The 12,904-nt window shown below is 59.9% G+C and carries 15 protein-coding genes and 2 pseudogenes; 5 read left to right on the plus strand and 12 right to left on the minus strand.

What is annotated here, in order from left to right:
• Positions 1 to 187 (plus strand): annotated as a pseudogene (locus APH30_RS22180) (exodeoxyribonuclease III); the annotation flags it as partial.
• 163 nt (positions 188 to 350) lie between these two features.
• Positions 351 to 1,460, plus strand: a complete 1,110-nt coding sequence (locus APH30_RS22185) for a sensor histidine kinase KdpD (protein WP_054888257.1) — start codon at positions 351 to 353, stop codon at positions 1,458 to 1,460.
• Between the two features lie 5 nt (positions 1,461 to 1,465).
• Here APH30_RS22185 and APH30_RS28275 read toward each other — a convergent pair whose 3' ends face one another.
• From APH30_RS28275 to APH30_RS22205, 5 genes and pseudogenes are all read right to left on the minus strand, one after another.
• Entirely contained in the window at positions 1,466 to 1,714 is a 249-nt protein-coding gene (locus APH30_RS28275; RefSeq protein ID WP_080641017.1) for a hypothetical protein, read from the minus strand.
• A 77-nt stretch (positions 1,715 to 1,791) separates the two neighbouring features.
• A complete protein-coding gene (locus tag APH30_RS22190; RefSeq protein ID WP_016486340.1) occupies positions 1,792 to 2,256 on the minus strand; it encodes a hemerythrin domain-containing protein in 465 nt (154 codons plus the stop codon).
• A gap of 316 nt (positions 2,257 to 2,572) precedes the next feature.
• Positions 2,573 to 2,920, minus strand: a pseudogene (locus tag APH30_RS22195) (short-chain dehydrogenase); the annotation flags it as partial.
• A 33-nt stretch (positions 2,921 to 2,953) separates the two neighbouring features.
• Entirely contained in the window at positions 2,954 to 3,187 is a 234-nt protein-coding gene (locus APH30_RS22200; RefSeq protein ID WP_016486342.1) for a PLDc N-terminal domain-containing protein, read from the minus strand.
• A 13-nt stretch (positions 3,188 to 3,200) separates the two neighbouring features.
• Positions 3,201 to 3,665 carry an alcohol dehydrogenase catalytic domain-containing protein gene (locus tag APH30_RS22205; RefSeq protein WP_016486343.1) on the minus strand — a complete coding sequence of 155 codons (465 nt, stop codon included), beginning with the start codon at positions 3,663 to 3,665 and terminating at the stop codon, positions 3,201 to 3,203.
• Positions 3,666 to 4,022: 357 nt separating this feature from the next.
• Between APH30_RS22205 and APH30_RS28280 the strand changes: the two genes are divergently transcribed.
• Together APH30_RS28280 and APH30_RS22210 are read left to right on the plus strand one after the other, a co-directional pair.
• Complete coding sequence (locus APH30_RS28280) at positions 4,023 to 4,442, plus strand: NUDIX domain-containing protein (protein ID WP_223817393.1); 420 nt, start codon at positions 4,023 to 4,025, stop codon at positions 4,440 to 4,442.
• Positions 4,443 to 4,595: 153 nt separating this feature from the next.
• On the plus strand, positions 4,596 to 4,886 hold the full coding sequence (locus APH30_RS22210) for a hypothetical protein (RefSeq protein ID WP_016486344.1): 291 nt from the start codon (positions 4,596 to 4,598) through the stop codon (positions 4,884 to 4,886).
• Between the two features lie 123 nt (positions 4,887 to 5,009).
• Here the strand turns inward: APH30_RS22210 and APH30_RS22215 are convergent, their stop codons facing one another.
• The 6 genes from APH30_RS22215 to APH30_RS22240 all read right to left on the minus strand — a co-directional run bounded on the left by APH30_RS22215 (position 5,010) and on the right by APH30_RS22240 (position 11,712).
• Positions 5,010 to 5,336: a KGG domain-containing protein gene (locus APH30_RS22215; protein WP_024717780.1), complete on the minus strand. Its 327-nt coding sequence runs from the start codon at positions 5,334 to 5,336 to the stop codon at positions 5,010 to 5,012.
• A 214-nt stretch (positions 5,337 to 5,550) separates the two neighbouring features.
• A complete protein-coding gene (locus tag APH30_RS22220; RefSeq protein ID WP_054913782.1) occupies positions 5,551 to 7,749 on the minus strand; it encodes a xanthine dehydrogenase family protein molybdopterin-binding subunit in 2,199 nt (732 codons plus the stop codon).
• Positions 7,746 to 8,747, minus strand: a complete 1,002-nt coding sequence (locus APH30_RS22225; RefSeq protein ID WP_054888259.1) for a xanthine dehydrogenase family protein subunit M — start codon at positions 8,745 to 8,747, stop codon at positions 7,746 to 7,748. Before APH30_RS22225 ends, APH30_RS22220 begins: the two co-directional genes overlap by 4 nt.
• Positions 8,744 to 9,271, minus strand: coding sequence for a (2Fe-2S)-binding protein (locus APH30_RS22230; protein WP_054888260.1), 528 nt, complete (start codon positions 9,269 to 9,271; stop codon positions 8,744 to 8,746). Before APH30_RS22230 ends, APH30_RS22225 begins: the two co-directional genes overlap by 4 nt.
• Positions 9,272 to 9,369: 98 nt before the next feature.
• Positions 9,370 to 11,157: a thiamine pyrophosphate-requiring protein gene (locus APH30_RS22235; RefSeq protein WP_054888261.1), complete on the minus strand. Its 1,788-nt coding sequence runs from the start codon at positions 11,155 to 11,157 to the stop codon at positions 9,370 to 9,372.
• Between the two features lie 174 nt (positions 11,158 to 11,331).
• Positions 11,332 to 11,712: a hypothetical protein gene (locus APH30_RS22240; protein ID WP_016486350.1), complete on the minus strand. Its 381-nt coding sequence runs from the start codon at positions 11,710 to 11,712 to the stop codon at positions 11,332 to 11,334.
• A 629-nt stretch (positions 11,713 to 12,341) separates the two neighbouring features.
• Between APH30_RS22240 and APH30_RS28290 the strand changes: the two genes are divergently transcribed.
• Entirely contained in the window at positions 12,342 to 12,671 is a 330-nt protein-coding gene (locus APH30_RS28290) for a hypothetical protein (protein ID WP_080641019.1), read from the plus strand.
• Here APH30_RS28290 and APH30_RS22245 read toward each other — a convergent pair.
• Positions 12,660 to 12,904, minus strand: a 245-nt coding sequence (locus tag APH30_RS22245; protein ID WP_156326604.1) for an EAL domain-containing protein, incomplete at its 5' end; no start/stop codon positions are given. The genes APH30_RS28290 and APH30_RS22245 overlap by 12 nt on opposite strands.

Consider the following 12,904-nt stretch of genomic DNA (forward strand, 5'->3'; position numbering starts at 1 on the left):
CTGGGACTATTTTCGCAATCATTGGGCGCGCAATGCCGGGCTGCGCATTGATCATCTGCTGCTCAACCCCAGTCTCAGCCCTTATCTGAAGCGGGCGGGTGTGGATGCCTGGGTGCGCAACGAAGCCAAGGCCAGTGATCATGCACCGGTCTGGATCCAGTTGAGCGGGCGTCGCCAGCAGCGCTAGCTGCCAGCGCAGATGCCCGCTGGAACGGGCGGATTGGAAAGGCCTCTGGGCACACATCGGGAAAGTTACACGCACTTCACCTCATCGCGTTCATCTTCAGTCATCAGCGTCGTCTATGCTGATCATTCACCCATGATGCTTGCGATTACACCGAGGACCCGACGTGCGGCTCTATGCGTTCATTACACAGCACATCGAGCTCATTCTCGAGGCTTTTGAGGATTTTGCTCGCACCGTCGAGACCCCTATGCCGGATCTTGATGCTGCAGGCCTGCGTAACCACGCTGAAGCCATGTTGCGAACCGTTGCACTGGACATGGCATCCTCACAGACAGCCCGCCAGCAGTTTGAGAAGTCTCGAGGCATGCAGGCAACGAGCTCGGTCGAAACAGCCGCTCAGGCCCATGCTGTTACCCGGCTGAGTGCCGGGTTCACGCTTGATCAAGTGGTCGCAGAGTATCGTGCGCTGCGTCTTTGGTTTGCGCAGCAGAGGGCTGATGAACCCCATGCTATCGATGATATGGTTCGTTTCAACGAGGCCATTGATCAAGCCTTGAGCGAATCCATCACCTCGTACGGCATCGCGGTGGAGACAACACGGAAACTGGTACTGGGTGTACTTGGGCATGATCTACGAACGCCGATGACGGCAGCCCTTCTGGGCGCCGAGATGTTGAGCCGTAAAGGTCAGCTGAACGAGCGCGACCGAAAAATTGCAGACCAGATTGCGGCCAGTGTGACACGATCCAGGCAAATCGTGACTGATCTACTCGATCTCGCCAAAGCGAACCTGGGGACTGGCATACCCATCCAGAAAGAACCTGTCGACCTTTCCCAGGTGTGCCATACGCTTGTGGACGAGCTTCGCATTTCCCGCCCTGAGATCACAGTTGTCCTGAAGGGCGGCCAGCAAGCATTTGGCCAGTTTGACGTCACCCGGATGGGGCAGGTGTTTTCCAACCTGATAGCCAATGCGTTTCACCACGGTGATCATGCCAGGCCCATCACCGTAACACTGACCCAACGCCCTGAGGCAGTCGAGTTCAGCGTACATAACTGGGGCAAACCCATTGCGCCGGATGTTGTGCCTCATCTATTCAACCCTCAGGCCAGGTACTCCCGATTGGCGTCGGAACATCACGAGGCATCCGGTGGGCTGGGTCTTGGCCTGTTCATCGTCGGCGAGATCGTGGCCCGGCATGGGGGGGCTATCGACGTGGCATCCAACTCGTCATCGGGCACCACCTTCCGCGTATCCCTGCCCCTGGCATGAGCTGGTCACGCCGTCGCTTCCAGTTGCGTATTTTTTCGCCAGCCTCGCAGGTTCATGGCACAGAGGCAGAATTGCAGGATGATCAATGCCCAGGCTTCAGCTTGCCAGCCCCAGACGGCCCACAACACGTTGCTTGCGATAAAACAACAGAAACCTGCCTTCCTCCGCCCCGGACGGCGCGAACCGATGCACCACGCTGCCAGCACAGTCATCAACATCGCAGGCCATTCAAGTAACCCAATCCAGTATTCCATGACACCTTCCGACTGATGATGGGGTATCTGAAGCCGATCACCTGCCACGCGCTGAGCGCTGGCAGGTGATCGCTTGACTACGCCGCTCGCTGCTCGCCCTTGAGCATCTTTTTCTGCATTTCCATGGCTTGCCCAAGCTCCTCGAGGGTGTCCTTGCTGAGCAGCTTCTTCGCGGTGGGGAACAGTTCGCCTTCCTCTTCCTCGATGTGATGCTCCAGCAACTCTTTCATGACCTTGACCCGCCCGGCGAATTCGACGGTGCCGGTTTCGGTATGCAGGAGGTCGGGCAGAACGAGAGCGTCGACAGTGCGGTGTTCTTCCTTGGCCTCGTAGTACATCTTCGCTTCTTCCTTGCCACCCGCTTGCTTGATGGCCGGGTAGAGTATTTCTTCCTCGAGCGCGGTGTGGATCTGCAACTCCTGCTCGATCCTGTGGAGTAACTCGGCCCGTTTCTTTACGGCACGCTCGGTAGTGGTCGACAGCTCTTCGAGCAGCTTCTTCACGAGCTTGTGGTCCTGGATCAGTAAGTCGATAGCGTTCATGGCGTTCCTCATCACGGATTGAATCAAGCACTTGCTCGAGGTTGAGTACACGCAGAAAGAAACGGTTCAATGATTAAGATGGCTGGCATCCCCTCAGGCGCGCCCGCTGCCCTCGTTACGCAGACCGCCTCTAGCCATCTCTGCGTCGTGAATGTGTGAGTGTGAAACCCACAAGGACTCCCAACGCCGCTGCACCGATCAGCAGCGGCGTTTTGTGTTTTGACTTCCTCCAGCCTCCGTCGATATCCCTCTTGCCATTCGGAGGCTCAAAGAGGTTTCCCGATGAGTCTTCGGCCTTGGGACTGCGATTTATCCAGGCGCCACTGTCAGGCGCTTCTCGTTCCGTACCCGATGCACCGGGGGCAACTGGGACAATGGTGTCGCTGGCCTCGATCCGTAAGAGCTCAAGGGAAGTGCCATCGACCAGGGTCAATGTCAGCCCTTCGACCGTGCCTGCCTCCCGGTTTGGAAAAACGGGTTCACCTGCGGCATCCAGGCTGTCATAGATGAAGCGTGTACCTTCAAGCCAGCCCACGGCGGTGAGAAGTTCAGGGCCGAGATAATACTTCCCGTCCTGGAAGAAGCCTGGAAACTGATGAGCGCGCTCCACGTTTTGCACGCGATAGCGTTCGCCGGATTTCATGCCTGTCGCTTGATCGATCATGTTGAAAACCCCTGTAAATGCAGCTGGCAGATGTCAGCCTTTGCTGTGCTCGTCGGAGGTGGGCCCTGTACCTCGCTTGATGCCGCGCGGGCCAGCAACGCCCCAGATTCCCAGGCCGACTACCGGCAGCGCGAGGATCAGCAGGGCCCAGGCCGCTTTGACTGCATCTGACTTGTCGCTTCTGAAGACGCTGACGATGGCCCACAGATCGATGAGCAAGAGGATTGCCGCCACGGCAATCCAGAAGTAGCTGGCAAGACCGTTCATGACTTCACCTCCTCTATACGTAGTCAGGGCCCAAGGTGCCGGGTGCAGCGCCTGGCACGAGGATGACCTTGCGGCAGTTGTCCTGCTTCTGATCGAACACCTTGTAGCCCATGGCTGCTTCTTCGAGGGCGAGGCGGTGAGTGACGATCAATTCCGGTTGTAGACGGCCTGCTTCGATGTGTTCCAGCAGTTCAGGCAGGTATTTCTGGACATGGGTCTGGCCCATCTTGAAGGTAAGGCCCTTATCGAACGCGTCGCCGAACATGAACCCGTGAATGAAGCCCGCGTACATGAACTCGTGGCCAAAGATATCACCCGCTTCGGGCTCTGGAATTTTGCCTCGGTCGAGGTGCAAATCGGAGCCGCAAATGGCGGTGGCAGTCACCTTGAGGATGATGTCGTCTTCTCGCTCGATGATGGGATCAGGGACGTTGTCGACCCTGACGTCGTTTGCTCCGTGGTAGGTCAGTGCTCTCATGCTCCTAGCTCCTGCATCACAAAAATCGTGGGGGTATGCAGGGGAAGCTTCCAGGCCATGCAAAGTTCAAAACAACAGCTTCAATGGCGATGCTTGAGAACGGGCAGACTGGTCCTGTCTGGGCCATCCACCGACCGGCGGCTACCGAGATTCCCCGATTTGCCAGCAACTTGCACTTGAGCTCACTAGGGTCATTGGCCCCCAAAATTCGGGTATGCAACTGCTCATGCAATGCCGGGCTCTGCTGATCTGAGGCGAACCGATGGCTAATACGCCCCTGTGATTGAACGAGTCGCAGCATGGAAACGTCTTCAGGGAAGAAGTCCATTACTCTGTGTCGCGAGAGGGTGGGTGTTGATGGGTAATGATGATACGAGTGTGTGCATGCGGGACAAACGAAAATGCAGAATCAAATCCAGGGCAACGATAATCTGCCTTCGAAGCGGCAGGGTACTGCTTGTTCGGAAAAAAGGCGGCAAATGGAATTTCCCAGGTGGTTTGATTGAGCCTGGTGAGAGCCCTCATGCAGCTGCGGCAAGAGAGCTACGTGAGGAGACATCCATTGAAGGGCATGGCCTGCTTTCTTTGTGTTCAATCAGAGTGGGGTCAGTTGTGCATCACATCTTCACCACCCGATTCCACGAAAATGAGAAGCCCGTTGCCGACCATGAAATTGTCGCGTGTAAGTGGGTGCTTCGCGAAAAGCTTACCCCTGAATTGCTGAATTCCGCAGCTGCCGGGCTCTTGGCAACGCGGTTGCCTGCTCTGACCGCCTGACCAAGGCTGCAAAGTTGTACAGGAAAATAAGTTTGTATCGAAAATCAGACCGGCTGTCTGTTACCTGTATGACTACCGACTACGTCATTGAACTGCCTCCCAGCTTTGCTATGTTGAGGTTTCCGTATAAGACTAAAGTCGTAGGAGGGCGGCATGCGTGTTCGAGGTGATGTGTTTTGGGAATGGGCGGATCCAGTGCTTCATCATCGTACCCATGACGAGGAGCTCGATGACGGCACCACGATTGATGTGCAGGTCAGGCTCTCGCGCACCGGTCAGACGCAAATGTTCATCGGTGTGTATGCCGGCTGTGGAATGGCATTGCACGAAGAAGCGTTCAATTCTCGTCCAGGCGAGTCCATGACTCGAGCTCTGGCCTGGGGTGTTGATAGAGCCAGGCGCCTGGCCACGGATCAATGGCGCAAAGCGGTGCAGGTGGCCTAGGACAGGGTGTAATTCGAGGTTGATCGTTAGACACAGAGGCTGACGGCCAACTGTTCAAGGCGAACTGCTGCATCTGAATTACGGACGGTGAAGAAACCAGGGCTCTCCATCGCCCTGGTGGACTTAGCGGTTGTCTTCCGTCATCCCGCTGTCTTCGTCCTGAATAGCTTGCGACCCTTCGTCCATACCTTGCTCCCGGTCAGATTTGCTGCCAGAGGTATGCCCTCCTTGACCACCGTGTTGGGTTCCACCACCGGCACGCTGAGGATTATCTTCCTTAAGGTTACCGCCGCTGCCTTGCCCTGTTTGTTGATCCTCAGATTTCCCTCCGGGCATTTGACCGCCTTTCTGGCCGGTTTCCGAAGCCTTCTCACGGTCGTTTGCAAAACTACCAGGGTTGGTTTGCGCGGCGCCGCCTTGCTGACCCGCCTTGTCTTGATCGTTCGCCATGATCATGCACCTCGTGTGTTCACACAGAGAGCCTGTGTTTTCTTCCGATGCCCCGCGAGTACTGGAAGCTCCTTTTACTTTTGTACCTGCTGACAGGGTGCGCGAAAGGTCGTCAAGGGCAACCTATTGCGTGATAAAGAACCCTGCCATGGCTTAGCGGTTGTGGCGCGTCGACGATAGCCCAAAGCGGGTGGGCGACTCGGCCCCTGTCCGATTACAGCACTTTATCGAGCGTGATCGGAAACTCCCTTATACGCTTGCCTGTGGCATGGTAGACCGCGTTCGCCACCGCAGCGGCCACCCCGACAACGCCGATTTCGCCTACGCCCTTGGACCCCAGTTCGTTGACAATGTCATCGTGCTCTTCAACGAAGATCACTTCGATATCCCCGCAGTCTGCATTGACCGGGATGTGGTACTCCGCCAGGTTGTGATTGATGATGCGGCCCAACCGGTGGTCGGTCAATGCGGCTTCGTGCAGCGCCATGCCCACCCCCCAGACCACGCCCCCCAGGATCTGGCTGCGTGCGGTTTTGGGGTTGATCACACGGCCTGCCGCCACAGCGCTGACCACCCGGGCTACCTTGATCGTGCCAAGGTCCTCGTCGACGTGAACTTCCACGAATACCGCCGAATGGGTGGCGGTGGAGAACGGTTGGCGCCTGGCGCCGGGCTCGGCGTCGATCTGCACTTCGAATTTACCGTTGGGGGCGCTCGCCACGATGTCCGCCAAAGCCCAGCGATGGTTGCCCGCGTGCAGGTAGCCCTCGGTGAAAACGATCTGCTGCCGGGGTGTGTTGGCCACCTGGGGGTATATGTTGCGCGCGTGTTCCAGCACCTGGGTGCGCAGGACATGGCAGGCTTGGCGCACGGCCGAGCCCACCGACGACACCGTGAACGATCCGCCCTGAAGCGGGGCGGTGGGCAGTGAGGAGTCACCCAGCATGAAGGTGACATCCTGCACTTTGACGCCAGCTGCGTCGGCGGCGATCTGAGTCATGACGGTATAGGTGCCGGTCCCGATATCGGTGGTGGCACTGCTGACGGTCAGGTGGCCCTGGGCATTGATGCGCGCCTTGGCACTGGCCTTCATCTGCATGGCTTCCCAGACGCCGCCGGCCATCCCCCAGCCGACCAGTTGGTTGCCATTGCACATGCTGCGCGGTTGGGGAGTGCGGTTATGCCAGCCAAAACGTTCGGCACCTTGCTGGTAGCACGCCAGCAGTGCCTTGCTGGAGTAGGGCTTGCCCTCGTTGGCATTGTTGGCGGCAAAATTGCGGCGGCGCAGCTCTACCGGGTCGATCTGCGCAGCACAGGCGAGCTCATCCATGGCGCACTCCAGCGCAATCATCCCGGACGCGGCCCCAGGCGCCAGCATGTCCAGCGGGGTGTACACATCAAGCGAGGCCAGGCGGTAACTGAGCGCAACGTTATCGCACTGGTACAGCATGCCGCTCCATTCGACCAGGTGTTCGGTGAAGTCCTCGAAGCGGGAGGTCTGGCCAAGCGCATCATGAGCGATCGCAAGCAAACGCCCGTTTGCGTCTGCACCCAGGCGCATGCATTGTTCGGTGCGGGGCCGGTAGCCAAAGGTGAACATCTGCTGGCGGGTCAGTGTGACGCGCACCGAGCGCTTCAGGTGCAACGCCGCCATCACTGCCAGCGGCAACTGGTACTGCGGGCGCAAGCCCGAGCCGAAGGCGCCGCCGACGAACGCCGCGCGCACACGAATGTTTGCCTTGGGCAGGCCGAACACCTTGTGCAGGTAGTCCTGGCAGTTCTGCGTGCCTTGGGTCTTGTCGTGGATTTCCAGAGTGCCGTCGGCCTTGTAGTGCACGGTCGATGCATGGGGCTCCATCGGGTTGTGGTACTCGTTGGCCGTCAGGTACGTGGCATCCACCTGCACCGGCGCTTCGGCAAACTGCCCGGCGAAGTCGCCACGCGGCGCCGGTGTTTCGGCGGGGGCGGCATGCGATTTTTGGCATGCGCCCAGGTCTGTCTGGTGAGCCTCCTCGGCATAGTCGATTTTGATCAGCGAGCCTGCATAGCGGGCCAGTTCCAGGGTTTCGGCGATCACTAATGCCAACGGTTGCCCGCTGTACAGCACTCGATCATTGAACAAGGGCCGAAAAGGCGCCCCCTCGGCAGAGTCGGCATCGCTGTAGTCGTCGTCATAACTGGAGACAGGCGGACGATGGCCATGGTCGAGCACGGCGATTACCCCGGGCACGCGCATGGCCTGCGTGCTGTCGATGCCGAGAACCCGACCGCGGGCGATGGTACTGGACACGACGCTGCCGTGCAGCAGGCCCGTCTGGGGGTATTCGCCCGCATAGCGGGCCTGCCCGGTGACCTTCGCCACACCGTCCACGCGGTCCAGGGGCGTGCCGACTACGGGTGTGCTTGTGATCATGGCCGTGCCCCCCCGTTAGCGGCGCCGCGCGCCGCGTCATCCAATGCCCGCACGATTGCTCGCTGGGCGAGCGTTACCTTGAAACCGTTGTGGCTCAGGGGTTGTGCGCCTTGCAGCAACGTTTGCGCGGCGCGGTTGAAGAGCGCTTCAGAAGGCACCTGGCCGGCCAGCAGGCGCTCCACAGCCGGGTCCCGCCAGGGTTTGTGGGCAACGCCGCCCAGCGCCAGGCGCGCCTGCTGGATCACGTCGCCATCGAAGTTCAAGGCTGCAGCGACTGACACCAGCGCGAACGCGTAGGAAGCGCGGTCGCGTATTTTCAGGTAACGGTAATGGCGTTCGAACACCGGGGGCGGCAGCTCGATGCCTGTCACCAGCTCATCGAATGCCAGTTGATTGTCGCGCTCGGGGGTGTAACCGGGCAGGCAATGGAAATCCGCGAAGGGTATCTGCCGTTCGCCGGACCGCCCCTGTACGTGCACTACGGCTTCGAGCGCTGCCAATGCCACGCACATGTCCGAGGGATGGGTCGCGACACAGGCATCGCTGGCACCCAGAATGGCATGGATGCGGTTCATGCCTGCACGCGCAGGGCATCCGCTGCCCGGTTCGCGCTTGTTGCAGGGGGTGCCGGTGTCGTAGAAGTAGTAGCAGCGGGTACGTTGCAGCAAGTTGCCACCGGTGCTGGCCATGTTCCTCAACTGCGGCGATGCCCCCGCCAGGATCGCGTCTGACAACAGTGGATAATGCTGCTCGATCAACGGGTGCCAGGCCAGGTCGGCATTGCTCAACCGCGCACCGATGAATACGCCGCCGCCAGGGGTAACGTGAATGCCGTTCAGCCCAAGGCCGGAGATGTCGATCAGGCGCTCGGGGCGCACCACGTTTTCCTTCATCAGGTCGACCAGGTTGGTACCCCCGGCGATGAAGTGCGAACAGGCGTCAGCCAGGTTCACCGCTTCGCTGACTGAGGCGGGCTTGTGGTAGCTGAAGGGCGTCATGGGTGCTGCCCTCGTGGTGGTTGGGCGCTGTCCGTCATCAACGGCAGGGCTTCTTCTACCGCAGCGACGATGTTGCCGTAGGCGCCGCAGCGGCAAAGATTGCCGCTCATGTGCTCGCGAATGGCCTCGCGGGTGTCGGCACGTCCCTCGTGAACCAGCCCGACCGCAGAGCAGATTTGCCCCGGGGTGCAGTAACCGCACTGGAACGCATCGTGAGTGATGAATGCACGCTGCATGGGGTGCAGAACGTCGCCGTTGGCCAGCCCTTCGATGGTTACCAACTCAGCCCCGTCGCACATGATGGCCAACGTCAGGCAAGCATTGACGCGCTTGCCATCGCGCAGCACGGTGCAGGCCCCGCACTGGCCATGGTCACAGCCCTTCTTGGTGCCGACCAGGTCCAACTGCTCACGCAGCAGGTCGAGCAAGGTGGTCCAGGGGTGCACCTGCAGTGTTCGGGGATGACCATTGAGGGTCAGGCGGAGGGGGTGTTCTTCAGCCCCATTGGGAGAGATCGCGCTCATGGTAGGTCCTCACGGTCAGGGTTCGCGCAGTCCGCTGCGTCTTTGTTGTGCGACCTGGCCGGCTGAGCAAACGTTCAGCCGGTCAGCCGACGTGCCCATCACTTTTTGCCTGGTAGTACCGAGCCGAGCACCTGCTTGGCTGTCTGGACGATGATGCCCGCCTGGTCGGGGTCGCCCTTGAGCAAGGCACTGGCAAACTTCTTCGCTTGCTCCAGCTTGATGTGCGGTGGCAGGGGCGGCACGTTCGGGTCGGTCTTGAACTCGATTAGTACCGGCCGATCCGCAGCCAACGCGCGCTCCCATGCAGCGGCAACATCCTCTTCGCGGTCTACGTAGATGCCTTGCAGGCCAATGGAAATGGCGAACAAATGGTAGGGCACGTCAGGGATCGACTGCGACGCTTCGAACTTGGGGTCGCCCTCCATGACCCGTTGCTCCCACGTCACCTGATTGAGGTCCTCATTGTTGAACACAGCACAAATCCATTGTGGGTTGTCCCACTGTTGCCAGTACTTGGCCACGGTGATCAGTTCGGCGAGGTTGTTCATCTGCATCGCCCCATCGCCCACCAGGGCAACCACAGCCCGTTGCGGGTGGGCGAACTTGGCTGCAATCGCGTAGGGCACCGCTGCGCCCATGCAAGCCAGGCCGCCGGACAGCGAACACTGCATCCCCTGGCGAATCTGCAGGTCGCGGGCAAACCAGTTGGCACAGGAGCCGGAATCGCTGGTGATGATGGCGTGGTCGGGCAGGCGAGGGGACAGCTCATGCACTACACGTTGCGGGTTGATCGGGTCAGCCTTGACCAGGGCGCGCTTGGCCACGGTCTTGTCCCACTGCGCACGCCAGGTCTGGACCTTGTCGCGCCACCGCCGTTCGGTCTTGTATTCAAGTAACGGCAACAGTGCGCGCAGTGTTTCGCTGGCATCGCCGACCAGGTTGACCTCCATCGGGTAGCGCAGGCTGAGCATGTCGGGTTGCAGGTCGATCTGCACGCCTCGTGCCTGGCCTTCCTTGGGCAGAAACTCGGAATAAGGGAAGCCGGAGCCGATCATTAGCAGGGTGTCGCATTCGCTCATCAGCTGATAACTGGGTTCGGTGCCGAGCAGGCCGATCGACCCGGTGACCCACGGCAGGTCATCCGGTAGCACAGCCTTGCCCAGCAGCGCTTTGGCCACGCCAGCGCCGAGTTGTTCGGCGACCGCCATTACCTGCTCAGTCGCCTGCAGGGCGCCGGCACCCACCAGTATCGCCACTTTGCGCCCGGCGTTGAGTACAGCGGCGGCGCGCTGCAGGTCTTCGTCGAACGGCAACACCCTCGGCTTGCTGTAGCCGATGCCTGAGTGCACCGTACCGTGAGCCCTCGGGGGTTCGTTGTAGGGCAGGTCCTGCAAGTCGTTGGGCAGAATAACAGCGGTGACCCGGCGTTCGCCGACGGCCGTACGCACCGCACGGTCGAGCAGGTGGCGCACCTGTTCTGGCGTGGAAGCCTGCTGGACGAACGCACCGGCGACATCCTTGAACATCGACAGCAGGTCCAACTCCTGCTGGTAGTGGCCGCCCAGTGCTGCACGGGCCTGTTGACCGACTATGGCCAGCACTGGCTGATGGTCCATGCGTGCATCGTACAGCCCGGTCAGCAAGTGCGAGGCGCCCGGGCCGGAGGTCGCGATACAAACACCAAGCTCGCCGGTGAACTTGGCATGGGCGCTGGCCATGAAGGCGGCCATTTCCTCATGCCGGGCCTGGATGAATTCAATCTTGCCGTTGGCCCGGCTCAGCGCGCCGAACACGCCATTGATGCCGTCGCCGGGGTAACCGAAGATGCGCCGCACGCCCCATTGATACAAACGCTCCACCAGAAAGTCGCCTACCGTGCCGGTCATTGCCTGCTCCCGTTCAGTTATCGATAGGCGTCTGGACTTGGCACGTGCCGGGAAAGTTTCAACGGTATGCGCAGCGGTCTGGCAGCTGGAGCCTGGTAAAAGCCGACAGGCTCGAAGGTGAACCGATAACCCACAAAAATGCTGTGGGCTTTGCACTGCGCCAAAAGTTTCCCGTCAACCCAGTTTATGCAGGGCTTCTACCAATTGAGCCTTGTTCATGGTGGAACGCCCTTTGAGATCTTTGCTGCGCGCCTCCTTCATCAGGCTTTCCTTGCTTTGCGATTCCAGCGACGCGCGCGAGGTGCGTGAATGCCCCTGACGAGACTCGGCGGCGCGCTTGGCTGAATCCGTGCGCGCGGTCTTCTTCTCACGCGACGGCGTCTTGCTGCCCGAGCCTCCCGGCTTTTCACCGCCACCGGATTGTTTGTTCACGGTGGCCCAGGCGCGCGCTTCGGCTTCGTCCTTGCCCACGCCCTTGTCCTCGTACGATTGCTCAATGTGCTCGGCCTTGCGTTTCTGCTTGTCCGTATATTTGTCCTTGTCACCGCGTGGCATGGCATTGACTCCTGAGTGAGTTGCTTGATCAATGGTGAAACCGGAACGCCGGGCCATGGACGGGAGATCCACGGCCATTCGGCCATTCCACCTAGCTGCCCGATCCTGCGCCTGATCCACCACCGGTTGAGCCATCGCTACCACTCCCCGGACCTGCACCGCTACCGTTCCCTCCATTACCGCCGGAGCCCGTTTCAGTATCGGTACCGTCACCTCCCGTGTTGTCCGTTCCATTGTCATGGGTACCGCCATTACTCGTGCCCATGCCATCGGCTGGTGTTCCTGAGCCTGTCGCACCGCCTTGGCCGTTCATGTGCCCATTGCTGTGCGGTTGCGTGCCCGGGGCGCGTTGATCGTTCAGGTCGGTGGCGGCCAGGGCAAGTGGCGCCGTGCAACCCAGGCACATTGCGAGTAGCAGCGCGTATGTTTTTTCTGCGTTCATGGTGAAACTCCGTTTCTGGTTGTTCACCCAGTGTTCGGCCTGCCGTATACCGAAGGGTGCCCTCAGCGCGACGGAAGGTGCAAAACGGATGGACAAATGCCACTTGTCTGGCCGCGGGCACCCGTGAGCCACGCCCGCTTCTCACGTTTAGGTGCAGATACCATCTGCCTCTGAACGGAGAAAGGACATGGACATTGATGCAAACGAAGATGAACCATCCCTCGGTCCCGGGACCAAAGCGGTTGAGGTACCACTGCCGCCAGATGATGAGTCACCCATCGAAGAACAGATGGACGACGTGGATGCAAACAACTCAGTATCCAGTGAGCATCCAGATCCTGGCGGTGCGAACAGTGGATTGGGTATGCCCCGGGATGCTCAACTGAACGAAGGGGCTCAGATACCTGACGACCCGCCCAAACCTGATGGTCCGGGTTCCAGTCCCGGCCTTGGCAATGACAAGGAAAACCAGCGCTCCCCTGGAGTACCGGCTAGCGACCCTGAATCAGGGGTATGATAACTGCTCTCTCATCATCCCTATCAGCGCTTCGTTTTCCAGCGGTTTGCTGAGCAGGAAACCTTGCACTTCATGGCATTGGTCATCGCTAAGGAGGGCCAGTTGCTCAGCGGTCTCGACACCTTCGGCAGTTACCGTCATACCCATTGCGTTGCCAAGATTGATGATGGCCTGGACCACGCTACGGTCACTGCCGCTCTTGCCCAGATGCTGGACGAAGCGCTTGTCGATCT

This window comes from Pseudomonas sp. NBRC 111127 (assembly GCF_001320345.1).
GTDB classification, from domain to species: domain Bacteria; phylum Pseudomonadota; class Gammaproteobacteria; order Pseudomonadales; family Pseudomonadaceae; genus Aquipseudomonas; species Aquipseudomonas juntendi.